Annotated in this window: 25 protein-coding genes; 14 read left to right on the forward strand and 11 right to left on the reverse strand. The window is 63.3% G+C overall.

Going from position 1 to position 22,001, the window contains the following annotated elements; all coding sequences use genetic code 11:
* Nucleotides 1–7: 7 nt before the first annotated feature.
* Nucleotides 8–403 carry a hypothetical protein gene (locus NKJ89_RS15075; RefSeq protein WP_352603494.1) on the reverse strand — a complete coding sequence of 132 codons (396 nt, stop codon included), beginning with the start codon at nucleotides 401–403 and terminating at the stop codon, nucleotides 8–10.
* Nucleotides 404–891: 488 nt separating this feature from the next.
* Here NKJ89_RS15075 and NKJ89_RS15080 point away from each other — a divergent pair, with 488 nt between their 5' ends.
* From NKJ89_RS15080 to NKJ89_RS15090, 3 genes are all read left to right on the forward strand, one after another.
* Nucleotides 892–1,350, forward strand: coding sequence for a tRNA (cytidine(34)-2'-O)-methyltransferase (locus tag NKJ89_RS15080; protein ID WP_023760714.1), 459 nt, complete (start codon nucleotides 892–894; stop codon nucleotides 1,348–1,350).
* Between the two features lie 133 nt (nucleotides 1,351–1,483).
* Complete coding sequence (soxR, locus tag NKJ89_RS15085; protein WP_352603496.1) at nucleotides 1,484–1,927, forward strand: redox-sensitive transcriptional activator SoxR; 444 nt, start codon at nucleotides 1,484–1,486, stop codon at nucleotides 1,925–1,927.
* A gap of 43 nt (nucleotides 1,928–1,970) precedes the next feature.
* On the forward strand, nucleotides 1,971–2,171 hold the full coding sequence (locus tag NKJ89_RS15090; protein ID WP_023760712.1) for a hypothetical protein: 201 nt from the start codon (nucleotides 1,971–1,973) through the stop codon (nucleotides 2,169–2,171).
* A gap of 6 nt (nucleotides 2,172–2,177) precedes the next feature.
* Here NKJ89_RS15090 and NKJ89_RS15095 read toward each other — a convergent pair whose 3' ends face one another.
* Nucleotides 2,178–2,435 (reverse strand): hypothetical protein, encoded by a 258-nt coding sequence (locus tag NKJ89_RS15095; RefSeq protein WP_023760711.1) that lies wholly within the window; start codon nucleotides 2,433–2,435, stop codon nucleotides 2,178–2,180.
* Between the two features lie 117 nt (nucleotides 2,436–2,552).
* Here NKJ89_RS15095 and hemF point away from each other — a divergent pair, with 117 nt between their 5' ends.
* The 5 genes from hemF (at nucleotide 2,553) to NKJ89_RS15120 (ending at nucleotide 6,359) form a co-directional block, all read left to right on the forward strand.
* Entirely contained in the window at nucleotides 2,553–3,467 is a 915-nt protein-coding gene (gene hemF, locus NKJ89_RS15100) for an oxygen-dependent coproporphyrinogen oxidase (protein ID WP_023760710.1), read from the forward strand.
* Between the two features lie 308 nt (nucleotides 3,468–3,775).
* Nucleotides 3,776–4,036: a DUF1344 domain-containing protein gene (locus NKJ89_RS15105; RefSeq protein WP_023760709.1), complete on the forward strand. Its 261-nt coding sequence runs from the start codon at nucleotides 3,776–3,778 to the stop codon at nucleotides 4,034–4,036.
* Between the two features lie 232 nt (nucleotides 4,037–4,268).
* Nucleotides 4,269–4,454: a DUF1059 domain-containing protein gene (locus NKJ89_RS15110; RefSeq protein WP_023760708.1), complete on the forward strand. Its 186-nt coding sequence runs from the start codon at nucleotides 4,269–4,271 to the stop codon at nucleotides 4,452–4,454.
* 258 nt (nucleotides 4,455–4,712) lie between these two features.
* A complete protein-coding gene (locus NKJ89_RS15115; protein ID WP_352603498.1) occupies nucleotides 4,713–5,291 on the forward strand; it encodes a hypothetical protein in 579 nt (192 codons plus the stop codon).
* Nucleotides 5,292–5,309: 18 nt separating this feature from the next.
* Nucleotides 5,310–6,359: a S8 family serine peptidase gene (locus NKJ89_RS15120; RefSeq protein ID WP_352603500.1), complete on the forward strand. Its 1,050-nt coding sequence runs from the start codon at nucleotides 5,310–5,312 to the stop codon at nucleotides 6,357–6,359.
* Between the two features lie 55 nt (nucleotides 6,360–6,414).
* Here the strand turns inward: NKJ89_RS15120 and NKJ89_RS15125 are convergent, their stop codons facing one another.
* Genes NKJ89_RS15125 through NKJ89_RS15135 form a run of 3 tightly spaced genes read right to left on the reverse strand, consistent with a single transcriptional unit; the run spans nucleotide 6,415 to nucleotide 8,935 of the window.
* On the reverse strand, nucleotides 6,415–7,677 hold the full coding sequence (locus tag NKJ89_RS15125; protein ID WP_352603502.1) for a CCA tRNA nucleotidyltransferase: 1,263 nt from the start codon (nucleotides 7,675–7,677) through the stop codon (nucleotides 6,415–6,417).
* Complete coding sequence (locus NKJ89_RS15130; protein ID WP_352603504.1) at nucleotides 7,674–8,306, reverse strand: CoA pyrophosphatase; 633 nt, start codon at nucleotides 8,304–8,306, stop codon at nucleotides 7,674–7,676. The genes NKJ89_RS15125 and NKJ89_RS15130 overlap by 4 nt, the downstream gene beginning before the upstream one ends.
* A complete protein-coding gene (locus NKJ89_RS15135; protein WP_352603627.1) occupies nucleotides 8,306–8,935 on the reverse strand; it encodes a DUF1285 domain-containing protein in 630 nt (209 codons plus the stop codon). Before NKJ89_RS15135 ends, NKJ89_RS15130 begins: the two co-directional genes overlap by 1 nt.
* 141 nt (nucleotides 8,936–9,076) lie before the next feature.
* Between NKJ89_RS15135 and NKJ89_RS15140 the strand changes: the two genes are divergently transcribed.
* The 4 genes from NKJ89_RS15140 to NKJ89_RS15155 are packed head-to-tail and all read left to right on the forward strand — an operon-like array spanning nucleotide 9,077 to nucleotide 15,950.
* A complete protein-coding gene (locus tag NKJ89_RS15140; protein WP_023760702.1) occupies nucleotides 9,077–10,081 on the forward strand; it encodes an AAA family ATPase in 1,005 nt (334 codons plus the stop codon).
* Entirely contained in the window at nucleotides 10,081–10,995 is a 915-nt protein-coding gene (locus tag NKJ89_RS15145) for a DUF58 domain-containing protein (RefSeq protein ID WP_352603505.1), read from the forward strand. The genes NKJ89_RS15140 and NKJ89_RS15145 overlap by 1 nt, the downstream gene beginning before the upstream one ends.
* Complete coding sequence (locus NKJ89_RS15150) at nucleotides 10,992–13,814, forward strand: DUF4159 domain-containing protein (RefSeq protein ID WP_352603507.1); 2,823 nt, start codon at nucleotides 10,992–10,994, stop codon at nucleotides 13,812–13,814. Before NKJ89_RS15145 ends, NKJ89_RS15150 begins: the two co-directional genes overlap by 4 nt.
* A gap of 57 nt (nucleotides 13,815–13,871) precedes the next feature.
* Nucleotides 13,872–15,950: a hypothetical protein gene (locus tag NKJ89_RS15155; protein ID WP_352603509.1), complete on the forward strand. Its 2,079-nt coding sequence runs from the start codon at nucleotides 13,872–13,874 to the stop codon at nucleotides 15,948–15,950.
* A 39-nt stretch (nucleotides 15,951–15,989) separates the two neighbouring features.
* On the opposite strand, the gene clpS is transcribed toward NKJ89_RS15155, so the two are convergent.
* The 4 genes from clpS to NKJ89_RS15175 form a co-directional block, all read right to left on the reverse strand.
* On the reverse strand, nucleotides 15,990–16,295 hold the full coding sequence (gene clpS, locus NKJ89_RS15160; RefSeq protein WP_023760698.1) for an ATP-dependent Clp protease adapter ClpS: 306 nt from the start codon (nucleotides 16,293–16,295) through the stop codon (nucleotides 15,990–15,992).
* Nucleotides 16,296–16,429: 134 nt separating this feature from the next.
* On the reverse strand, nucleotides 16,430–16,735 hold the full coding sequence (locus NKJ89_RS15165; RefSeq protein WP_352603511.1) for a hypothetical protein: 306 nt from the start codon (nucleotides 16,733–16,735) through the stop codon (nucleotides 16,430–16,432).
* A gap of 145 nt (nucleotides 16,736–16,880) precedes the next feature.
* Entirely contained in the window at nucleotides 16,881–17,159 is a 279-nt protein-coding gene (locus NKJ89_RS15170) for a hypothetical protein (protein ID WP_023760696.1), read from the reverse strand.
* A 38-nt stretch (nucleotides 17,160–17,197) separates the two neighbouring features.
* Nucleotides 17,198–17,497: a hypothetical protein gene (locus NKJ89_RS15175; RefSeq protein ID WP_023760695.1), complete on the reverse strand. Its 300-nt coding sequence runs from the start codon at nucleotides 17,495–17,497 to the stop codon at nucleotides 17,198–17,200.
* Nucleotides 17,498–17,729: 232 nt separating this feature from the next.
* On the opposite strand from NKJ89_RS15175, the gene NKJ89_RS15180 reads away from it, so the two are divergent.
* Both NKJ89_RS15180 and NKJ89_RS15185 read left to right on the forward strand, forming a co-directional pair.
* Nucleotides 17,730–18,446 (forward strand): response regulator, encoded by a 717-nt coding sequence (locus NKJ89_RS15180; RefSeq protein WP_352603629.1) that lies wholly within the window; start codon nucleotides 17,730–17,732, stop codon nucleotides 18,444–18,446.
* On the forward strand, nucleotides 18,443–19,849 hold the full coding sequence (locus NKJ89_RS15185) for an ATP-binding protein (protein WP_352603513.1): 1,407 nt from the start codon (nucleotides 18,443–18,445) through the stop codon (nucleotides 19,847–19,849). The genes NKJ89_RS15180 and NKJ89_RS15185 overlap by 4 nt, the downstream gene beginning before the upstream one ends.
* Before the next feature lie 52 nt (nucleotides 19,850–19,901).
* On the opposite strand, the gene choV is transcribed toward NKJ89_RS15185, so the two are convergent.
* Together choV and choW are read right to left on the reverse strand one after the other, a co-directional pair.
* The gene (gene choV / locus NKJ89_RS15190) at nucleotides 19,902–21,083 is read right to left on the reverse strand and encodes a choline ABC transporter ATP-binding protein (RefSeq protein ID WP_023760692.1); all 1,182 of its coding nucleotides are present in this window, start codon (nucleotides 21,081–21,083) and stop codon (nucleotides 19,902–19,904) included.
* Nucleotides 21,080–21,934, reverse strand: a complete 855-nt coding sequence (gene choW / locus NKJ89_RS15195) for a choline ABC transporter permease subunit (protein ID WP_023760691.1) — start codon at nucleotides 21,932–21,934, stop codon at nucleotides 21,080–21,082. The genes choV and choW overlap by 4 nt, the downstream gene beginning before the upstream one ends.
* Nucleotides 21,935–22,001 lie beyond the last annotated feature (67 nt).

Below are 22,001 nucleotides of genomic sequence, written 5' to 3' on the forward strand. Positions count from 1 at the left end.
TTTCCGCTTATGCGGCGCGCGAACGTACAAGGTCCGCAGAACGAATGGCGCCGCGGGCCGACGGTCCGGAATCATCCGGACCGTCCGCCTTGCTTCGCGCAATATAGGGGCTCGCGGGCTTTTCGCCGACAGGTGCGCCTGACGATCCTGACGGCGCACTGTTCACGATCCGGACTTTCGCGCCAGGCCTGATCAGCCGGATGATCCGGCGCACCAGCGACGGCCGGCTGTGGTCGGGAACCGCGCGCGAGAAATCGACATCCGGCAGCATGCCGCGATGCGGCCGGCGGCGGACTTCGGCGTGAACCGCCGACGAATAGGTCTCGCCGATGAGCAGCGCCCAGGTCGGCAGTCGGTGGATATGCAGGCTTCTTGAGCCCGGTATTCTGTAGGGATCGAACATCGGTCCGTCCTCCGTGTGAAAATCGAGATAAAAAGGCGAAGCAACATCGTCCGCCGGCATTCGGCCGGAGGCACGCATTGGATCGGTCTGGACACGATAAGCATCGGTCCGGACACGATAAGCATCGGTCTGGACACGACGGACAGCATCGGTCCGGACAGGTTCAGGTGGGGCGTTCAGCCCTTTTGACTTTTTGAAAAACATCGCAGGATTCCTTCGAGAGCCGAAAAATCGTTTCGGCGGGAATCGGTGCGATCAAGTCTTAGAGAGTCAGGAGAATTGTCGTACCGAAGCCGCCAGCAGGCAGGTAAGCCCACGAGAGGGGCGCTGAGTGTGCATGGTCATCATGAATTACCCCTCCATCGGTTCGGGTTGACAATGGAGCTGACATACCCGACTTCCCAGAAAATGGCCACCCGCAGGTCCAGCATTTTCCAAAACCGCGAGCCCTCTGTGGCCGATCTGCCACTTATTAGAAGGACGCGGAAATGAACTGTCGTCTCCGCATCGCGCTCTACCAGCCGGATATCGCCGGCAACACCGGGACAACCCTGCGTTTCGCCGCTTGCCTCGGGCTCGGCGTCGACATCATCGAACCGGCCGGCTTTCCGCTCTCCGACAAAACGCTCAAGCGAGCCGGCATGGATTACCTCGAAATGGCTGCTCTGACCCGGCATGTCGACTGGTACGCCTTCGAGGACTGGCGCAAAGCCCGCGCGTGCCGGCTGGTGCTGCTGTCTACCAAAGCCACGACCCCTTACACCAGCTTCGCGTTCGGCGATGGCGACATTCTTCTGTTCGGCCGCGAATCCGCAGGCGTTCCGGATCTTGTCCATCAAGCGGCGGATGCGCAATTGACCATTCCCATGCAGGGCGCTGCGCGCAGCATCAACGTCGCGCTTTCCGTCGCCATGGTGGCGGGTGAAGCCATCCGGCAACTCGGATAACGGCACTCCGTCTCCCGTCATCTTGACCCAGGCGCACATCGCCTTCTCCTTCGTTTGCAGATCCCGGGTTTCTTCGCTACAAGCTCAACTTAACTTGAGGTCAAGCCAAAAAAATCGGAACGGAGAAAGAGGGATGGCACCGATAACGGAACTGACGGTCGGCCAACTGGCCATGCGCAGCGGGGTGGCTGTGTCGGCGCTGCATTTCTACGAGGCCCGCGGGCTGATCCGCAGCCACCGCACGTCAGGCAACCAGCGCCGCTACGGCCGCGACGTGCTGCGGCGCGTGGCGATCATCAAGGTGGCGCAAGAGGCCGGTATCTCACTGGCCGAGATCGGCATCGCCCTTGCGTCGCTGCCCGAGGGTCGCACACCGACGCGCGATGACTGGAACCTGCTGTCGACCGCCTGGCGCGACGGGCTCGACCGCAAGATCGCCCAGCTGAAGAAACTGCGCGACGGTCTGACCGACTGCATCGGCTGCGGCTGCATGTCGATCGACAAATGCCCGCTGCGAAACAAAGGCGACCGGCTGGCAAGGGAGGGGACGGGCGCGAGAAGGCTAGTAGCGACCTGAATGGAAGCAATGCGACTATGAGGCGATATGGAAGGAAACATCTGTGCTGGGACATCTTATCCAACCAGAAGAAGAGACACAGCTCATTACGATCTATCGGGTCGACTCCGGCGGCATGCCAACGCTCTACACGTCCGTGAGCTTCGATGAGGCGCGGAAAATGGGCTTTGAAAAATTCGGCAAGCTACTTGGCGAGAACCTGATCCTGGATTCTCCAAGATTGCGCGACCTATTTTTCTCGTGACATTCCTCAGTCCGCCGCCGGCAACCGCCTGATGGTGAACTCGATCACATCGCCCGGCCGCTCGAACCAGCTTTCGATCTCGGTCCAGTAGGCCTGCTTGGGAAAGCGATCGAACCATTCCTTGGCTTTGAGCCGCGCATCGGAGCGCGGCAGGACGAAGGTCTCGCGCAGGAAACCGTCGCGCGGCATGCGTGCGCGTTCGGCCCGGCTTTGGTCCAGCCGCTTCTTCAGGCCATCCAGCGGTGGTCTTGCCGGGGTGCGCACGAAACGACTCCTTGCACCTTAATGACACTTGACCCTTGCCCTTAAGAGATTAGGGATCGCGCCGGCAAAAGACGAGTCATTTGTAGGGCTCATCGCCCCCGCAACCGGAGACGGCACTTGGAACGACCTGAAATACCGGCTGGCCTGCCCGCCGACATCGAGCAGAAGAAGATGAAGGCGCGCCTGTGGTTCGAGGCATTGCGCGAACGCATCTGCGCCGGGCTTGAACAGATCGAACAAGATCTTGGCGGTCCGCTGGCCTCGTGGTCGCCAGGCCGTTTCGAAAAGACGCCCTGGGAACGCGACGAGGGCCGCGGCGGTGGCGGCACCATGTCGATGATGTACGGCCGCGTCTTCGAGAAGGTCGGCGTTCATACCTCGACGGTTTACGGCGAGTTCTCGCCCGAATTCAGGAAGCAGATGCCCGGCGCCGAGGAAGATCCGCGCTTTTGGGCATCCGGCATTTCGCTGATCGCCCATCCCTGGAATCCCAATGTTCCCGCCGTGCACATGAACACGCGCATGGTGGTCACATCCAGCCAATGGTTCGGCGGCGGCGCCGATCTGACGCCGGTTCTCGAGCGCCGCCGCACACAGGACGATCCCGATACCGTCGCCTTCCATCGCGCCATGCAGTTCGCTTGCGAGAAGAATGCCGGCGTCGCCGACTACCCGAAATTCAAGGCCTGGTGCGACGAGTACTTCTATCTTCCGCACCGCAACGAACCGCGCGGCACCGGCGGCATCTTCTTCGACTGGCTGCATTCGGGCGAGGACAGAGGCGGCTGGAATGCCGACTTCAACTTCGTCCAGGATGTCGGCCGCTCTTTTCTCGTCGTCTACGGCCACCTCGTGCGCGCCAACTTCAACGAGAACTGGACCGACGGTGATCGCGACGAGCAGCTCATCCGCCGCGGCCGCTACGTCGAATTCAACCTGCTTCACGATCGCGGCACCATCTTCGGCCTGAAGACCGGCGGCAATGTCGAAGCGATCCTCTCCAGCCTTCCACCTGAGGTCCGCTGGCCGTAACAAAATGGTGAGCGCGGCGTGAGCCGCATTGATGTCCCATTCGCTCGAAATGCGGCGTCGAATGTGGCATGAGGTGCGGCGAAAATTTATTTTTCGTCTAATAGGCTCTTGAAAAGGCTGGTCTATTTGTTGCGCCGGGTCGGGAAGCGCCGGCGGTTCGCCTGAGCGCAATTCCAGGAAAGCGTTAAACGATTTTCCGTTCGGAATTGCCTCAAAACAAGCGAGCCGCGACCCGACGCGACCTGACGGCCCAGACGATGCGGGACACATTCGTCAAAAGGATACCCGCCCTTCAGGAGTACTTCACAATGCGCAAGATCATTGTTTCGGCTGCCGCCGCTGCCCTTCTCGCTTCCGGTTCGGTGGCGTTCGCCGCCATCAAGCACACCACCGGCACGATCAAGACCTTTGACGCAACGGCCATGAGCCTTGTCCTCGATGACGGATCGTCCTTTACGCTTCCCAAGACCTTCAAGGATCCTGGCCTGCAGGTCGGTGAAAAGGTCCGCGTCTCATGGGAGATGAGCGGCAAGAAAAAAGTCGCCGAGGCCGTCAAGATCGCGAAGTGATGGCCTGCCAAAGCAGGGCAAGATGATGATGTCTGGTCCTGCTTCGGGCTAGCGCGAAAGGGCGGAGCAGAGCTGTTTCGCCCTTTTTGCCGTTGACGGCAACCGATACCACCCCATCTGTGTTATGCTTTCCACCCGCTCGCGCTCCACGGATTCAACCCTGAAATCGGACCATGAGCCAGGAAAGTGCCGGAGCCTCGATCGGGCTCCACGGAGGAAAAGGAGAAATCGCATGAAGGAATTTCACTGCGGGTCGCTCGTGCCCGGCTGTGACTGGCACACGCGTGCCGACGAGGAGGCCGAGGTCATGCGTCGTGTCGTCGAGCACATGCGCGAAACGCATGGCGAGACGGTTATCCGTGAAACGATGATCGAGGCGATCCGCTCGCGCATCGAAAAGACCCGCGACGCGGCCTAGTCTTTGCCGCTCGGATTCATCCACAACACCAAACGAGCCGCGTTGGCGCCTCAAGATTGGTTGAAAAGCGCCATCGCGGACGTCCTGCCGGCCAGATCGCGCAGGTCAAAGAATTATATTTTCCTCGGCTAAAATAAACCCCGCGGTAACCGAACCCATGCCACTGTCGGGCAGATAATCCGGCTACAGTGGGGCTGCAAGAGAAGCCCGTCGCCACCAGGCACTGGTCCGGGATCGGTGGGGCGAGGTGTTTCGCGCATGCGCGAAAAGTCCGGCAATCGAGTGAGTCTTCGCACGACGGCGCTCCTGCTGTACGGGCTCCTTTCAGCGTATCCGGCGATAGCCCAGGAAGTGACCACATCGCTGGTCGACCTCCACCAAGGCTCGCCGCTCAGCGATCGCGCGCACGACCTTGGCGGCGGCGGTTATGAACTGCAGGACGGAAGCCGGATATCGTTCAACCAATGGTACCACGCAAGCTGGGTCGACATGCATGTCGAACTTTTGACCCAGATCACGGAAGATACCGGCATCCTCTGGGGATTTGGCACCGGAGAAGAAGGTGAGAAATATCGCATCGAGCCCAGCCTGAAGCTGGGCTTCCTCACGCAGATGCATCCGGGTCCGAACAGTACTCTTTCCTTGTCGCTCACCACCACCCTTGGCGGCAAGTTCACCGAAAAGCCATGCGAAGCGAACTACGGCGATTTGGGTACCTACAGCGTCAATTGCCGGCTCGCGGCCAGCGAGATGGCGCCAGAGGAAACTTTGAAATATCTGGTTAACGCTAAACCGGAGAGCCAGCACCTCTGGCTGAATTACCGTGTTACTTTCTGATCGCCGGGGAGGATGCAAATGAGAAAATCATCCCATCCCGAAATTCGCGTTCGCCCGTCCTGGTTCCTATTTGAACGGAGTAAGAGCATGTCCGGTAGTTGCTTGAAATTCGTTTTCGTTGCGGCTCTCACCACCCTGTCGGCGCCGATGGTTTCGGCACAGGAGGCGGTCAATGCGGATGAGATGGCCGCGCTGTGTCACGGCGGCGGCCGGTCCACATGCGCGAGTGCAACGATACCGGCTGCGACCACACAAGCGGTGCAGGGGTGGATGAGCCCCGACGTCGGCGCGGCATGGGCCGCAGGGTACAAGGGCAAGGGCGTCACGATTACCATTGTCGACGATTTCTCCAGTACATCGCGCTTCTCGGGCAATTTCGGTGTCGGGGTTCAAACCCAGCGCCACGGTGAATGGACGCGCGAGGAAGCTGGCATGATCGCGCCCTTGGCGACCATCAGGTCGAAGGACTTTTCAACCAGCTCGGCCGTCAGCCTGGCGCCTGGCCTGAACGTGCTCAATCTGAGCTATGGCATGTACGCCAAAGCGGGCTACAGCCCGAACCAGATCGGATGGAGCCCCGAGGAAGCCTCCATCATCTCCTATGCCACCAAAGGGTCGGCTGTTGTTTCGAAGGCGGCGGGCAACGATTCGGTTGCCGTGGGCGGAGAAACAGGCGGTCAGCAGGACTATCTCGATATCGCCCTGGTTGGCAAAGCCTCTGCGATCTTCGTCGGCGCCCTGTCGACGAACGGCGCAACAACCAACAAGGCCCAGCTTGCCTGGTACTCCAACTATGCCGGCTCCGACCCGCTCGTGCAAAGCCACTTTCTTGTGGTTGGCGTCGATGGGAGCAAGACAGGCCTATATGGCACCTCCTTCGCAGCGCCGATCATTTCAGGATATGCGGCGATACTAAGCAGCAAATTCACCAAGGCCACGCCGACTCAGATCACCAACGATCTGCTCAATACGGCTCGCACCGACACCCTGGTCAACTATAGTGCTTCCACGTACGGCAAGGGCGAAGCGAGCCTTTCACGCGCCCTGGCTCCCGTGGCAATCAGGTAGTTTCGCTCGTTCGACGACATTTGACCGTCACGGAGCACGGGCTTCGAGCCAAGGCCTAGGTTTCCAGTGCCTTCGCGGCGCGATCAAGCAGTGCGCCGCGATCAGGCGCAAATCCCGTTTCGATCCATTCCGCCTCGAGGTTCTTGAGGATTTCGCCCAGCTTCGGTCCTGGCGTTGCGCCGAGCGCCGTCAGATCGGCGCCTTTCAGCGGGAACACCGGTTTTTTCCATTTGAGCGCGAAAGCCAGCAAGCGCGAGAAGCCGCCGGCTTCAAGCAGCGCGTCATTGTCGTCGACAGCACGAACGCGGGCCGCAGCCAGCGACAGGCGCAAGCGGTCGACAAATCCCTGCCGATCGCCGCGATAGAGCCTTTTCGCCAGTTCGCCCTCGGTCGTCTTCGGCTCGACAGCGGTGGCAAGCGCCCAGTGGCGCAGGCGATCCGCTTCGGCAGTCGAAAATCTGAGCCGCTCGGCGAGCATCTTCATGCGTGCGGCATCAGGCGGCACGATCGCTTCCAGCCGCAGCAGCGGGTCGGGCGCCCAGCTCAGATCTTTCTCGGCCTTGGCCAGCCCATGGATCGCATCGATGCCCCATTTCTCGCTTTCCGGCAGCGCGGCGGTCAAGACGCCAGCCTGCCGCATCCAGAGCAGCGCCCGAGAGGGATCAGGCGCCGACAAAAGCTTCTTCAATTCGGACCAGATGCGCTCGGCCGAAAGCTGGGCCAGACCTTCCTTCAGCCGGGCACAGGCTTTCAGCCCATTGGCATCCGGCCGGCCATCGCCATACCAGGCGAAGAAGCGGAAGAAACGCAGGATGCGCAGATAGTCCTCACGGATGCGCGCTTCCGCATCGCCGATGAAGCGCAGCCGGCGTGCCTCGATGTCGGCAATGCCGCCGACAAGGTCGACAACCCGGCCATCGGCCTCGGCATAGAGCGCATTGATGGTGAAATCGCGCCGCTCGGCGTCGAGCTTCCAGTCGCGTCCGAATGACACTTTGGCCCGCCGCCCGTCAGTCTCGATGTCGGCTCGCAACGTGGTGACCTCATAGGGCTTGCCGCCGGCGACCACCGTGATCGTGCCGTGCTCGAAGCCGGTCGGCACCGCCTTGAAACCTCCCGCCTCGGCGCGGCGGATGGTTTCCCCCGGCAAGCAGGTGGTGGCGATGTCGATGTCGGCGACCAGTTGGCCCATCAGCGTGTTGCGTACGGCGCCGCCCGCAACACGCGCCTCTTCACCGCCCTCGCTCAGTGCGGCCAACAGGCGCTGCAGATGCTTGTCGCCGAGCCAATCGGCCCTGCCCGCGATCGTGACGCTCACGCATAGAGCCTTTCATAGAGGGTGCGGATGATGCCGGCGGTGACGCCCCAAATGCGCCGCTCGCCATAGGGCATGTCGTAGAAGAACCATTCGAGATCGTTCCACATGCGGCTGTCGCGCTTGTGGTTGGCCGGGTCCATCAGGAAGCGCAGCGGAACTTCGAAGGCGGCATCGACCTCGTCGGCATTCAAGCTCAGTCGGAAGCCCGGCTGCACGATGCCCAGCACCGGCGCGATGCGGTAGCCGCTGCCGGCGACATAGTCGGGCATGCGGCCGATGATCTCGATGCGATCGCGGTCAAGGCCGATCTCCTCGAAGGTCTCGCGCAGCGCCGCCGCCTCCGGGCTTGGATCGGTCTGATCGATGGTGCCGCCGGGAAAGGCCACCTGCCCCGAATGATTGCGCAGCTTTTCGGCCCGTTTTGTCAGAAGAACCGTCGCATCGCCTTCGTGGTCGACCACCGGGATCAGCACGGCGGCATTGCGCAGTGCCTTGCCCTGGTTGAGGCGTGGGTGACCTGGGTTGAAGCGATGATCGCCATAGTCATCGCTGGCATGTGCATCCGGCTGCGCGGCAAAGCGCGCGCGAAAATCCGCTGATGAAAAAGGCGCCGGAGACACCTGGTCCATCACGCGCTCAGCCGCTTCAACTGGTCCGCCGGCATGATCGGGAACACAGCCTTTTTCGAGCGCACCGCGAACATGGTCTTGCCGCCGATCTCGACCTCCTCGCCATGGCCGACCAGCTCATACATCACCGGCCGCGCAACCAACGCCTCCAGCCGGCCCCGCACCAGCACATAGGGCTTCAGCCCGCCGGTACCGTTCTCGTCGACGAAACGCAGCGGCCGCTCCGGCCCGGCCTCGACGACGTCGCCGACATTGGTGCGGAAGGTGATGACCTGCCCGTCACCGTCGCCCGAAACGTCCATTTCGACGGCAATGAACGGCGCATCGGCGACCCGAATGCCGACTCGCTCCACCGGTGTCACCAGATAGGTTCTGCCGTCGGCATCCTTACGCAGCACCGAGGAGAAAAGCTGAACCAGCGGTATGCGCCCGATCGGCGTGCCCAGATAGAACCAGGTGCCATCGGCCTTGATCTCCATGTCGAGATCGCCGCAGAAGTCGGGATTCCAGCGTTCGACCGGCGCCGCACCCTTGCCGGCGCGGGTGGCGCGCGAGATCAACGCCTCGAGACCGCGCGCCTCGGTGGCACTCGTAAGGCCCTGTTCGCGATGTTCGGAGTGTTCCGTCATGGTCACGAAATAGTCACTGTTGTTCCGCTTGTCAGCCTAAGTCTGTGATTTAAATTCTAATGCAGACGCTAGGCGAGGCCGAATCGCGGCAGTCATGGTATGCTGCAGGCAGGTATTTCCAATCACAAGGATCGATGCGGCATGAGCGTAATGGTCAAGGAAAGCCCGATCAGCGAAACGGACATGATCGCCGAGGCCGAGAAAGCGCTGGCCGACATCTCCAGGATCCGCGACGGGGTCGGCCGGGTCATCTTCGGCCAGGAGAGCGTCGTCGAGCGCACGCTGGTGGCGCTGCTCGCCGGCGGCCATGCGCTGCTGGTCGGCGTGCCGGGCCTCGCCAAGACCAAGCTGGTCGAAACACTTGGCATCGTGCTCGGCCTCAATTCGCGCCGCATCCAGTTCACCCCCGACCTGATGCCGTCCGATATCCTTGGCTCCGAGGTGATGGAGCAGGACGAGGCCGGCAAGCGCTCCTTCCGCTTCATTTCCGGCCCGATCTTCGCCCAGCTGCTGATGGCCGACGAGATCAACCGCGCTTCGCCGCGCACCCAGTCTGCGCTGCTGCAGGCGATGCAGGAGTACCACGTCACCATTGCCGGCGCCCGCTACGACCTGCCGGCGCCCTTCCACGTGCTGGCGACGCAGAACCCGCTGGAGCAGGAAGGCACCTATCCGCTGCCCGAGGCCCAGCTCGACCGCTTCCTGATGCAGGTCGACATCCTCTATCCCGAAATCGAGGCCGAGCGCCGCATTCTGCTGGAAACGACCGGCGTCGAGGACGCGAAAGCCCAGAACGTTCTGCAGCCGGCGCGGCTGAAGGAAATCCAGACACTCATCCGCCGCATGCCGGTACCCGAAAGCGTCGTCGAGGCGATCCTTACGCTGGTGCGCTCAGCGCGTCCGGGCCAGGGCAATGCCGAGACCGACAAGCACGTCGCCTGGGGCCCCGGCCCACGCGCCAGCCAGGCGCTGATGCTGTGCACCAGGGCGCGCGCGCTTTACGATGGACGGCTGGCGCCGTCGACCGACGATGTCCGCGCGCTCGCCGAGCCGGTGCTGCAGCATCGCATGGCGCTGACCTTCGCCGCTCGCGCCGAAGGCACCAGCGTGCGCGACGTTGTGGCGAAACTGGCCAAAGGTATCTGATGGCGCATATCGGCGAGGTCCAGGCTCCGGCAGCGACGCGCGACGCGCTCGCCCGTGGCCGGTTGCGGGCCTCTCTTGTGCCCGACCTGCTGGTCGAGGCGCGGCGCATCGTCAACACCGTGATCGCCGGCTGGCACGGCCGCCGCAAGCGCGGCATCGGCGAGAATTTCTGGCAGTTCCGGCCCTATGTCGAGGGCGATTCCTCGCGTATCGACTGGCGCCGCTCGGCGCGCGACGATCATACCTATGTGCGCGACCGCGAATGGGAAGCCGCCCATACGGTCTGGCTATGGGCGGACCCCTCGCCGTCGATGCTCTACAAATCGACCGGCGCCAGCGTTTCCAAGCAATCGCGCGCGCTGGTGCTGGCGCTGGCCATGGCCGAGCTATTGTCGCGCAGCGGCGAGCGTATTGCCTGGCCCGGTCTCACCGATCCGTTCACCGCCCGCAACGGCGCCGAGCGCATCGCCGCCCAGCTCATGCATGCCGGCGATTTGCCGGCAAAACCCGATCTTTCCGACATCCGCCGCTTCTGCGACATCGTCATTGTCAGCGATTTCCTCGATCCCGTCGAGGAGACGATGACCTGGCTCGACGTTCTAGCCCGCCACGGCGTGCGCGCGCATCTGATCGAGGTTGCCGACCCGGCCGAGGAGACCTTCCCCTATGCCGGCCGCACCGAATTCACGGATCCCGAGACCGGCGACAAGCTGACCGCCGGGCGCGCAGAAATGCTGGGCGATGAGTATCGCCTGCTCTACACCGCCCGCCGCCACGAATTGGCCGTCTGGTGCAAGCGCCTCGGCTGGAGCTTTACCGTCAACCACACCGATCGGCTGGCTTCCGACGCGCTGGTGCGCCTGCACATGGCGATGACCGCCGATGGTGCCGCTGCCGGAAGGGTCAGCGCATGAGCTGGCTGCCGCTCTCCTTTGGCGCCCCCATGGTGCTGTGGGGTCTGCTGGCGCTGCCGGTGATCTGGTGGCTGTTGCGGCTGACACCGCCCAAGCCGCAAACCGAGATCTTCCCGCCGCTGAAGATCCTGGCGCGCGTCCTGAAGCGCGAGGAGACGCCGCAACAGAGCCCGTGGTGGCTGACGCTGCTGAGGCTGCTGATGGCGGCGCTCATCGTCGCCGCATTGGCCGACCCGGTCTTCAACCCGCGCGAGAAACTGCCGGCCGAGGGTGCTGCCCTGGCCCTGGTCATCGACAATGACTGGGCAAGCGCCGCCGACTGGGACAAGCGCGTCGCCACCGCCGAGCGGTTGATCGCCGATGCTGGCTCGAACGGCGTGCCTGTCATCATCGCCTTCACCGCCGAAAAAGCCAATGCCGAGATCGGCCCGTTCGATGCCGCCGCCGCGCTCGACCGGCTGCGCGCCGCCAAGCCGAGGCCGATTCCGACCGACCGGCCGGCCGTCTATGCTCGCGTCGCCGGCGTGCTGGAAAGCTTGCCCGGCGCCAGTGTTGCCGTGCTTGCCGACGGACTTGCGGCAAAAGGCGACGAAGCCGCCTTCAACACGCTGTTGTCCAGGAATGCCGCCCGTGTTGTTTGGGCAACCGCCGACAGGCTGTCGCTGACCGGCCTGACCGCCGCCGACAATCAGGTTGACGGCTTTGCGCTTACCGCCATTCGCGCGCCGGGCGATCCTGCCCCGGCGCAGGTCACCGCCGGTGCCTTCGACGACAAGGGCCGACGCATCGCCGATGCGACGCTGACCTTTTCACCTGGCGAAACCACTGCCACTGGCATTATGGCGGTGCCGTTCGAACTGCGCAACGACTTCGCCTCGGTCGCGCTCGACGGCGAGCGCCAGGCCGGCGCGGTGCGCGTCCTCGACGAAAGCTCCAAGCGGCGGCGCGTCGGGCTGTTGTCGCAGGCCGAGGCCGACCAGGCGCAGCCGCTTTTGTCGCCGCTCTATTACATCAGGCGCGCGCTGCAGCCCTTCGCCGATCTGGTCGAGCCCTCAAGTGCCGATCTCGCCGATGCCATCCCGCAGATCCTCGACCAGAAGCCGGCGATGATCGTCATGGCCGATATCGGCACCATTCCCGCGCAAGTCCGGCAGAGGTTGGTCGACTGGGTCGACAATGGCGGCACGCTGGTGCGCTTCGCCGGATCGCGGCTGGCCGCCGCGGGCAATGACGACGATTTGCTGCCGGTCCGTCTGCGCACCGGCGAACGTTCGCTCGGCGGCGCGCTGTCGTGGACGTCGCCGCAGCCGGTCACCGAATTCCCCAAGGCCGGCCCGTTCGCCGATCTTGCGCCGCCGACCGAGGTCACCGTCAGCAGGCAGGTGCTGGCTGAACCGACGCCCGACATCGTCGAGCGCACCTGGGCGGCTCTTGCCGACGGCACGCCGCTGGTCACCGGACTGAAGAAGGGGAAGGGCACGCTGGCTCTGTTCCACGTCACGCCCGAGGCGACCTGGTCGAACCTGCCGATCTCGGGCAGCTTCGTCGAGATGCTGCGCCGCATCGTGCAGCTGTCGCGCAACCAGGGCGCGGCGATCGCCAATTCCGAAGCCGCCGCCACCTCGCTGGCGCCCTATCGCATGATTGCAGCCGACGGCTCGCTGGTGCCGCCGACACCCGACGCACGGCCGCTGGTGCCGGGCGCAGGCGCGTTGCCAGTGACGTTCGAGAACCCGCCCGGGCTCTATGGTTCCGAGACGGGTGTGTTTGCCCACAATCTGCTTGAATCCGACAGCACGTTTGCGCCGCTGGCGCGGCCGCAGATCACGGTTCCCGTCACATCGATCCAGTATGCCTTCGACGAATCGCGCAACTTGAAGGGCGCGCTGGTCGCGGCCGCCCTGGTGCTGATGCTGCTCGACACGCTGGCGGTGTTCTGGATAGGCGGCCTGTTTACCCGCCGACCGCGCCGCTCAGGCGCCGTGGCAACCACTTCTGCGATCCTGATTGCGCTTGGTGTGCTGTTCGGCCATGCCGACCTCGCTCGCGCCGATGACGCCAAGCCGGGCGACGAGGTCGCAATAGAGGCGATTTCGAAGACCCGCATAGCCTATGTGCTAACCGGCGTGCCGGGCGACGATTCGATCAGCCGCGCCGGGCTCGAGGGCCTGACCCGCTTCCTGGTCGAGAAAACGGCACTGGAACCGGGCGCACCGGCCGGCGTCGACATCTCCAAGGACGAGCTGTCGTTCTATCCGCTGATCTACTGGCCGATCGATCCAGCTGCACCGATGCCGAACCAGGCCGCGATCGCCCGCATCGACGCCTATATGCAACAGGGCGGCACGGTGCTGTTCGATACGCGCGACCAGTTCGCCAACGGCATCGGCGCCGATTCGACCAGCCCGGCGACGGAGCGGCTGCGCGACATCCTCGGCAATCTGAACGTGCCGCCGCTGGAGCCGGTGCCATCCGACCACGTGCTGACCAAATCCTTCTTCATCCTGCCCGAATTTCCCGGCCGCTTCAGTGGCAGCCCGCTCTGGGTCGAGGCTTCGCTCGACGCCAGCAATGCCGAGAACCGGCCGGTGCGCACGGGCGACGGCGTCTCCCCGATCATGATCACCGCCAATGACTTCGCGGGCGCCTGGGCGGTCGACGAGAATGGCGACCCGCTGCTGCCGACCGTACCGGCGGATCCGATGCAGCGCATCTACGCGCTACGCGCCGGCGTCAACATCATGATGTACATGCTGACCGGCAACTACAAATCCGATCAGGTCCACGTGCCGATACTGCTCGAACGGCTGGGGCAGTAAGATGATGTCTTTTGTTGCACCTCCGCGGATCGACCCTCTCAAATGGGAGGGTAAGGAATGAACTGGTCGATCTCCTTCGAACCGCTGATCTCCTGGCCTTGGCTGATCTTGGCGCTGGTGCCGCTGGCGCTGCTTGCGCTGGTCGGCCTGTGGTTTCGCCAGCGCGGCTCGGTCTTTCGTTTCATCGCTCTGATGGCGCTCGCCGCCGCCCTGTTCAACCCGGTGTTCCTCAACGAGGAGCGCGAGCCCCTGAAAAGCATTGTCGCCCTCGTTGTCGACCGCAGCCAGAGCCAGGATATCGGCGACCGCACGAAACAGACCGACGAGGCGCTGGCCGGGCTGCAGGAGCGTCTTGGCCGCTTCAAGCAGTTCGACGTGCGCGTCGTCGAGGCCGGCAAGTCCGAGGCCGTCGAGGAGCGCACCGAGACACGGCTGTTCAGCGCGCTCGATGGCGCCTTCCGCGATGTGCCGCCGTCACGCATCGGCGGTGCCATCATGATCACCGATGGCGAGGTGCATGATGCGCCTCCGAGCGCCCCCGATTTCAACGCCCCGCTGCATGCGCTGATCACTGGCAACGACCACGAAAAGGATCGCCGCATCCGCTTCGAGAATGCGCCGCGCTTCGGCCTTGTCGGCAAGCCGCTCGACATGACCTACCGCGTCATCTCGACCGAAAACGAGACCGGTCCGGTTGACGTGCGGGTCTCTGTCAACGGCGAGCAGGTCGCGGTCGAGCATGCCACCGTCGGCCAGGCCATGCCGCTGCAGGTGACCATTCCCGCTGCCGGCCGCAACATCGTCGAACTCGCCATCGACCGCGAACCGGGCGAACTGACCGACACCAACAACCGCGCCATCGCGCTCATCGATGGCATCCGCGAGAACCTGCGTGTGCTGCTGGTCTCCGGCGAGCCGCATGCCGGCGAGCGCACCTGGCGCAATCTGTTGAAATCCGACGCCTCTGTCGACCTCGTGCATTTCACCATTCTGCGGCCACCGGAAAAGCAGGACGGCACGCCGATCAATGAATTGTCGCTGATCGCCTTCCCGACACGCGAGCTGTTCGTCGAGAAGATCAAGGATTTCGACCTTATCATATTCGACCGCTACCAGCACCGCGACGTGCTGCCGATCCTCTATTACGACTACATCTCCGAATATGTCGAAAAGGGCGGCGCGCTGCTGATCGCGGCCGGCCCCGAATATGCCGGTGAAAGCTCCATCGCGCGCACGCCGCTGATGTCGGCCCTGCCGGCGATGCCGACGGGCGAGGTTGTCGACAAGGCCTTCTATCCCCGCCTCACCGATCTTGGTCAGCGCCATCCGGTGACGCGCGGCCTGGATGGCTCGGCCGCCGAGCCGCCGCACTGGAGCCGCTGGTTCCGCACCATCGGCGTGCAGAACCCGGAAGGCGAGGTGGTGATGAAGGGCGCAGACAACCGGCCCCTGCTGTTGCTCGACCGCAAGGGCGAAGGCCGCGTCGGCATGCTTCTGTCCGACCAGGGCTGGCTGTGGGCGCGCGGCTTCGAAGGCGGCGGCCCGCATGTCCAGCTCTATCGGCGCATCGCGCACTGGCTGATGAAGGAGCCAGAACTCGAGGAGGAGCGGCTGACCGCCGACGGTCGCGGCATGGTGCTGGAAATCCGTCGCCAGACGATGGCCGATGATCCCGGCCCCGCCCAGATCATCACCCCTTCCGGCAAGACCTTGACCGTCAAGCTCGAGAAATCCGAGCCCGGCGTCTTCCTTGGCAGTGTCGAGACAAACGAGATCGGCCTCTATCAGGTCGCCAATGGCGACCTGACCGCGCTCGCCCATGTCGGACCGGTCAACGCACCGGAATTCGCAGATGTCATCTCCACCGAAAACCGGCTGAAGGCGCCGGCGGAAGCCACCGGCGGCAGCGTGCGCCGGCTGGCGTCGTCCTCGACCCTTGGCAGCGACGTGACGCTGCCTTCCATCGTGCCGGTGCGCTCGGCCGGCGCCGCGTCCGGCAGCGACTGGATCGGCCTGCGCACCACGGACGACAGCGTGCTCAAGGCCGTCTCGCGCGTGCCGCTTTTCGGTGGCTTCCTCGGCCTCGGCCTGTTGCTTCTGGCGATGGGTTCGATGTGGTACCGCGAAGGACGGTAGCGCCACCTTTTCCTTCTCCCCTTGTGGGAAGGAGCTGCCCTACTCCTCCGGCTCGGTCGTGAACATCAACGGATAGCCCTTGGCCTTGCCGGCGTCGGTGGCTCGCATCGCCTTGGTCTCGGCGACATCCTTGGTGAAGACGGCGACGACGCAGACGCCGCGCCGATGCGCGGTGATCATCACCCGGTGCGCCTGGTCTTCGCTGAGCTTGAACTCCCCCTTCAGCACCGTCACCACGAATTCGCGCGGGGTGAAATCGTCATTGATGAGGATGACCTTGTAGAGCTTCGGCCGTTCGATCTGCGGCTTGACCTGTACGCGCGGTTTTGTGGTGATTTCAGGCATTGGAACTGACAATTTGCGTGAGCGATGTGGCCGCCATTCTGGCACCGGGGAAGGCGGTCGTCCATTTTGATCGAGGCGCCAGCCGGTGTCCGGCGAGCGCGGCACTCACTATGTGGGAAACTGTCGGTTGCCGTTCAACGGCCGGGCCGGAAGCGTTTTCCCCCGGCATCCGCCCGACGTTCCAGGAAGGCTGCGATCGGCCAGGCAATGACACAGATCAGGGTCGCGCCGGTCAGCACGATCAGCGACCAGGTCTGTGCCGGCGTGATGTAGTCCCAATTGGTGGAAATGACCGGCGCGAAAAGCGAAGGCTCGGTGCGCCCGCTCGCCGGATCCGGCACCGGGCTGGCGGTGAACAGGATAAGTACCCTGGAGATACCGGTGGCAACCAGGCCACCGAGCACCAACGAGCGCAGAATGGACGAAAGCCGCTTCTTCATGCGGATTGTCCTACACAACTGGCGTTGCAAACGGGTTAAGCGCGATCGAGATACGTGTTCAGTTTATCGACCATGCACTTGGCAAAAGACCGTCCCAGCCGATTTACGGCTGGAACGGCCTTGCTGGAATTGACCTCGAAGCTGATCAGGGCTTCTTCGGAGCAGCCTTCGGGGCCGCCTTCGAGGGCGCCTTCTTGACCGGGCACTTGTGCGTCTTGGTCACCTTGCAGACAGTCTTCTTGGCGACCTTTTTCGGAGCAGCCTTGGCGGCAGGAGCGGTGGTCGTCGCGGCAGCGGCCGGAGCGGTGGTCGTGGTGGCAGCAGCCGGCGCAGCGGTCGTGGTGGCGGCTGCGTTGCCGAGAACCGGCATCGAGAAGGCGAGAGCGACGGAGAGGCCGAGGGCGGACAGGAGGGACTTTTTCATGGCTTCGTTTCCTTTTTATGCGGGTCGAATTTCTGATGTCACTGAACCGGGTCGTTCGGTGTCACCCCAAGCAGCTTCAAAGCATTGGCGAGCATCCGGATGCCCTGCGCCTGTTTCTTGGCGGCGCAGTACCGGTTACCCTTTCTTTGAAGTGCCTTTGCCGCGGTGACCTGCGTTGCCGTGGCATGGGTTTCGAGGGCTTCATCAAATTGGTGGCTGAGATTGGCGCACCGTTCGCTCCGAGTAAGCGGCGCCTTTGCGTCCGATTGTCCGGCAGCGGCGGTGACCAGGCCAAGGCCCAGCAACGCACCCAACAAACTGATCGACAACCTTGGCATTGGTTTATCCGTAAACCCGGAGACTAGCGTCGCAGCCGATGACCTGACCGCCACGAGATCAGTTATGCCTTTGAAATTTTTCAGGAGTTTTTCTGAACTGTAGAATTTTGTTTCTGGATTGTGTCTGAGAAGCCGGTGTGAACCCATCATCACCACTGGCCAACATATGGCCTGAATTCTATCGTGTGGGTGGCGACAGAACGGCTTGGCAATCAACAACGACAGGGCTCAAGTGAAATCCGACGCGCACATACTGATCGTCGACGACGACAAGGGCATTCGCGACCTGCTGCAGGAATTCTTCCAGAAGCGGGGCCTGCACACCTCGGTTGCCGCCGACGGTGTCGAGATGGAGGCCATCCTGCGCCGCGCGCAAGTCGATCTCATCGTCCTCGACGTGATGCTGCCGGGCAAGAGCGGGCTGGAGCTGTGTCGCGACCTGCGCGCCCAGTATTCGACGCCGATCATCATGCTGACCGCCGTCACTGAGACCACCGATCGCGTCGTCGGCCTGGAAATGGGCGCCGACGACTATGTGCCCAAACCGTTCGATCCGCGCGAGCTTTTGGCGCGCATCCGCGCCGTGCTGCGCCGCAATGGCGGCGCCGAGCCCAAGCGCGCCACCACCAGGCAGATCTACCGCTTCGCCGGCTGGACGATGGATTGCTCGCGGCGCCGGCTGATCGCGCCCGACGATGTCAGGGTCGAACTGACCATGGCCGAATTCAACCTGCTGCAGACCTTCGTCAAGAGCGCACAGCGCGTGCTGACCCGTGACCAGCTCATCGAACTGTCCGGCGGCGATAGCGACTACTCCTTCGACCGCAGCATCGACATCCTGGTCAGCCGGTTGCGACGTAAGATGGAAGACGACCCGAAAACGCCCCAGTTCATCCTGACGGTGCGCAGCGGCGGCTACCAGTTTCTGCCTGAGACGACCTCCGAATGAAACGTTTCCTGCCGCAGACCTTGCCTGTCTGGGTGCTGCTGATCGTCATCGCCGGCCTGCTGATCAGTCAGGTCGCTACCCTCTATATCGTGTCGCGCGACCGCGCCGTCGCCAACGGCATCGTCGACCTCTACCGTCTCAACGACCGCGCCTTTTCCCTGGTGCAGCTGATGCATGACGCCACGCCGGAGCAACGCAAGGCGACGGCGACAGGCCTGTTCAATTCCACTTACGCGCTCACTATCTCGGACACGCCGGCGGTCACCTCGTCGATCGCAAGCGACGACGAACTGGCGGAACTCGAAGACATCCTTGTCGGCCGACTGTCGAAGTTCGGCATCACCGATGCGCGCGTGCGGCGCGACCCGGCCACGCGCGAGGCCGACGACGCCGACGGCACGGCGCCGGGGCCCGATATCGGTCAGGTCGAACGCGACCTTCTGGTGCTGGCCGCCAACTTTGCCCAGAGCGAGAAGCTGACAGCGTCGCTGCGTTTCGCCGACGGCCAATGGCTGAACTTCACCGAGCCGATCACGCCCGTCGGCCCTATCCTGAGCTTCGACAGTCTGCCGCTCTATTCGCTGATCGCCGGACTGGTGGTGATCATGTCGATCTGGTCGTTGCGCCGGCTGACAGCGCCCTACCGGATGATGGAAACCGCCGTGAACCGGATCGGCAAGGATCTGAAGAGCCCGCCGATCGCTGAAGGGGGCAGCCGCGAGGTCCGTGCCGCCGCCAAGGCGATCAACGCCATGCAGGCCCGGCTGCGCGAATATGTCGAGGATCGCGAACATCTGGCGGCCGCACTTGCGCATGATCTACGCACGCCGATGACCAGAATGCGCCTGCGCCTGGAGCTATTGCGCAAATCGGCTGTTCGCGAGGCGCTGGCGCACGATCTCGCCGATGTCGAGAGCATTGCCAGCTCGGTGATCGACTTCGCCACCTTCGAGGTTACCGAGGAGAAGAACGAGCGCATCGACTTCTGGTCGCTTGTGGAGTCGATCGCCGACGCCTATCCGGACGTGTCGTTTGAAGATGACACCCGCTCGCGCGGCCTCATCTGCATGGCCCGGCCGGTCGCGCTCAAGCGCTGCGTCACCAATCTGCTGCAGAACGCGGTCACCTACGGCAAGAAGGCGCATCTCAGCCTGCGCCGATCGGAAAACATGATCCTGCTCACCATCCGCGATGAAGGACCGGGAATACCGCAGGCGCAGATCGACGCCGTGTTTGGCTCCTTCGTGCGCCTCGAACAATCGCGCAACCGCCAGACCGGCGGTCTCGGGCTCGGCCTGACCATTGCCCGCAACATCGCGCGCGCCGCCGGCGGCGAGGTCAGCCTGTCCAACAACCCGGGCGGTGGCCTGCTGACGCAACTGCGCCTGCCGCTGGCGACATAGAACGAGGCGCGTTCAATCGCAGCGCCTCGTCGACTTCGGTATCCGAAGAGCTTTACCGCCGCAGCACCGCGCTCAACACGTCGCGGATGCCGATGGCGCCGACGAAGCGCGACTGGTCGTCGAACAGCGCCACGGGGGCTGTCTGCGAGCGGTGCATGGCCAGCATCACGGTTTTCAGCGAGGTGCCGGGATTGGCCCAGAACACTTGCGCTGCTTCCTCTGACTGGGTCTCGACATCGGCGCACGAAACCCACACCGCCGGCTTGCCGTCGCGTTCGGCCGCCGCCACCAGCCCGTGATCGTCGATCTTGAAGCGCGTCGTTTTGCGCCGATCGAGCCAGACCCAGCCATTGTCGCCGTGTTCCAGATCGCGGCGATCGCGCATCACGTTCCAGGCGGTCAGCACCGACAACGGGTTCACATTGGCGATGAAGTCGCGGACATAGTCGTTGGCGGGCCGCAGCACGATGTCTTCCGGAGCGCCGGTCTGCACGATGCGTCCGCCCTCCATGATGGTGATGTGGCTGCCGATCTTCAGCGCTTCCTCGAGGTCGTGGCTGACGAAGATGATGGTCTTCTTCAACTCGGCCTGCAATTGCAGCAACTCGTCCTGCAGCTTGGTGCGGATCAGCGGGTCGAGCGCCGAGAACGGCTCGTCCATCAGAAGGATCGGCGCCTCGGTGGCGAACGCACGGGCCAGGCCGACACGCTGTTGCATGCCGCCCGAAAGCTCATGCGCGTATTTCTTCGACCACTGGTCGAGGTTGACCAGCTTGAGCTGGCGTTGCACGCGTTCCTTGCGCTCTAGCTCTGGCACGCCGGCGAGTTCGAGGCCCAGCCCGACATTCTCCTCCACCGTGCGCCACGGCAGCAGGCCGAACTGCTGGAACACCATTGCCACCTGTTTCTGGCGCAGGCGCCGCAAGGTCGCCTCATCGCAAGTGACGACATCGACGGTCTTGTCGCCATCCTTGACCAGTACCTGGCCGCGCGACACCACGTTGAGTCGATTGACCGCGCGCAGCAATGTCGACTTGCCCGAACCGGACAGGCCCATCAGCACCGAGATCTCGCCCTCGTTCACAGTCAGGCTGGCGCCGGCGCAGCCAAGCACATTACCGGTCTTTTCGAGGATGTCGGCACGGCTGGCGCCGGCGTCTATCATCGCCAAAGATCCGGCCTGGTCGGCGCCGAAGACGATATCGACGTTCCTGAAATCAACGGCGACGGTCATTTCTTGCCTCCAACGCCGATGCGCGTCATGCGGTCGAGCACTATGGCCAGCACGACGATGGCCAGGCCGGCTTCAAGGCCGAGGTCGATCTTGCGCGAACCGAGCGCCCGGTTGATCTCGGTGCCGAGGCCGCCGGCACCAATCAGCGCCGCGAACACCACCATCGACAGAGAAAGCATGATCGACTGGGTGAGACCGGCCATGATGGTCGGCAGGGCCGAGGGCAGCTCCACCTTCCAAAGCAGTTGGCTCTTGGTGGCGCCGAATGCCTCGCCTGCCTCGATGATCGACTTCGGCACCGAGACGACGCCCAGATGCGTGAGACGAACCGATGTCGGGATGACGAAGATGATGGTGACGATGAGGCCGGGCGCGTTGCCAAGGCCGAACAGCGTCAGCACCGGGATCAGGTAGACGAAGGTCGGCAGCGTCTGCATCAGGTCGAGCACCGGCAGCATGATGCGGTAGACCTTCGGCTTGTGAGCCGCCCAGATACCGAGCGGCACACCGATGGCCATCGAGGCGGCGGCAGCGGCAACCACCAGCACCAGCGTCTCCACAGTCTGCTTCCAGAGGTTCTGGTTGAGGATGAACAGCAATCCGAAAAAGACCGCCACAGCCAGGCCTCTCGATCGCTGCAGATAATAGGCAAGCAGCGCAATCAGGGCGATGAGAAGGACGGGCGGTATATGCAGCAGCATATCGACCACGCCGTCGAGCAGGAAATTGAGGCCGCCCGAGAGGCCGCGGAAGAAAGTGTTGAAATTGTCCGTGAGGAAGGTGAAGAACGCTTTGCCCCATTCGCCGATGGGAATCTTGTAACCGACAAAGAATTTTGAAATCGGATCCATCTAGCCCCTCTTTGGCAGTCGCCGTCCTTGCCGGACAGTCATCTTGTCACAGGATATGAAAAAGGGC

This window comes from Mesorhizobium sp. M0047, assembly GCF_040323315.1.
Lineage (GTDB): Bacteria > Pseudomonadota > Alphaproteobacteria > Rhizobiales > Rhizobiaceae > Mesorhizobium.

Excerpts from the sequence above, each read along its gene's own strand:
- NKJ89_RS15185 (WP_352603513.1), top strand. The coding sequence starts at position 18,443 with ATGAAACGTTTCCTGCCGCAGACCTTGCCTGTCTGGGTGCTGCTGATC.
- choV (WP_023760692.1), bottom strand. The coding sequence starts at position 21,083 with ATGACCGTCGCCGTTGATTTCAGGAACGTCGATATCGTCTTCGGCGCC.
- NKJ89_RS15110 (WP_023760708.1), top strand. The coding sequence starts at position 4,269 with ATGAAGGAATTTCACTGCGGGTCGCTCGTGCCCGGCTGTGACTGGCAC.
- NKJ89_RS15135 (WP_352603627.1), bottom strand. The coding sequence starts at position 8,935 with ATGACGGAACACTCCGAACATCGCGAACAGGGCCTTACGAGTGCCACC.
- NKJ89_RS15150 (WP_352603507.1), top strand. The coding sequence starts at position 10,992 with ATGAGCTGGCTGCCGCTCTCCTTTGGCGCCCCCATGGTGCTGTGGGGT.
- NKJ89_RS15155 (WP_352603509.1), top strand. The coding sequence starts at position 13,872 with ATGAACTGGTCGATCTCCTTCGAACCGCTGATCTCCTGGCCTTGGCTG.
- NKJ89_RS15075 (WP_352603494.1), bottom strand. The coding sequence starts at position 403 with ATGTTCGATCCCTACAGAATACCGGGCTCAAGAAGCCTGCATATCCAC.
- NKJ89_RS15120 (WP_352603500.1), top strand. The coding sequence starts at position 5,310 with ATGAGAAAATCATCCCATCCCGAAATTCGCGTTCGCCCGTCCTGGTTC.
- NKJ89_RS15115 (WP_352603498.1), top strand. The coding sequence starts at position 4,713 with ATGCGCGAAAAGTCCGGCAATCGAGTGAGTCTTCGCACGACGGCGCTC.
- NKJ89_RS15080 (WP_023760714.1), top strand. The coding sequence starts at position 892 with ATGAACTGTCGTCTCCGCATCGCGCTCTACCAGCCGGATATCGCCGGC.
- NKJ89_RS15175 (WP_023760695.1), bottom strand. The coding sequence starts at position 17,497 with ATGCCAAGGTTGTCGATCAGTTTGTTGGGTGCGTTGCTGGGCCTTGGC.
- soxR (WP_352603496.1), top strand. The coding sequence starts at position 1,484 with ATGGCACCGATAACGGAACTGACGGTCGGCCAACTGGCCATGCGCAGC.
- NKJ89_RS15105 (WP_023760709.1), top strand. The coding sequence starts at position 3,776 with ATGCGCAAGATCATTGTTTCGGCTGCCGCCGCTGCCCTTCTCGCTTCC.
- choW (WP_023760691.1), bottom strand. The coding sequence starts at position 21,934 with ATGGATCCGATTTCAAAATTCTTTGTCGGTTACAAGATTCCCATCGGC.
- NKJ89_RS15130 (WP_352603504.1), bottom strand. The coding sequence starts at position 8,306 with ATGGACCAGGTGTCTCCGGCGCCTTTTTCATCAGCGGATTTTCGCGCG.
- NKJ89_RS15165 (WP_352603511.1), bottom strand. The coding sequence starts at position 16,735 with ATGAAGAAGCGGCTTTCGTCCATTCTGCGCTCGTTGGTGCTCGGTGGC.
- NKJ89_RS15145 (WP_352603505.1), top strand. The coding sequence starts at position 10,081 with ATGGCGCATATCGGCGAGGTCCAGGCTCCGGCAGCGACGCGCGACGCG.
- NKJ89_RS15140 (WP_023760702.1), top strand. The coding sequence starts at position 9,077 with ATGAGCGTAATGGTCAAGGAAAGCCCGATCAGCGAAACGGACATGATC.
- NKJ89_RS15170 (WP_023760696.1), bottom strand. The coding sequence starts at position 17,159 with ATGAAAAAGTCCCTCCTGTCCGCCCTCGGCCTCTCCGTCGCTCTCGCC.
- clpS (WP_023760698.1), bottom strand. The coding sequence starts at position 16,295 with ATGCCTGAAATCACCACAAAACCGCGCGTACAGGTCAAGCCGCAGATC.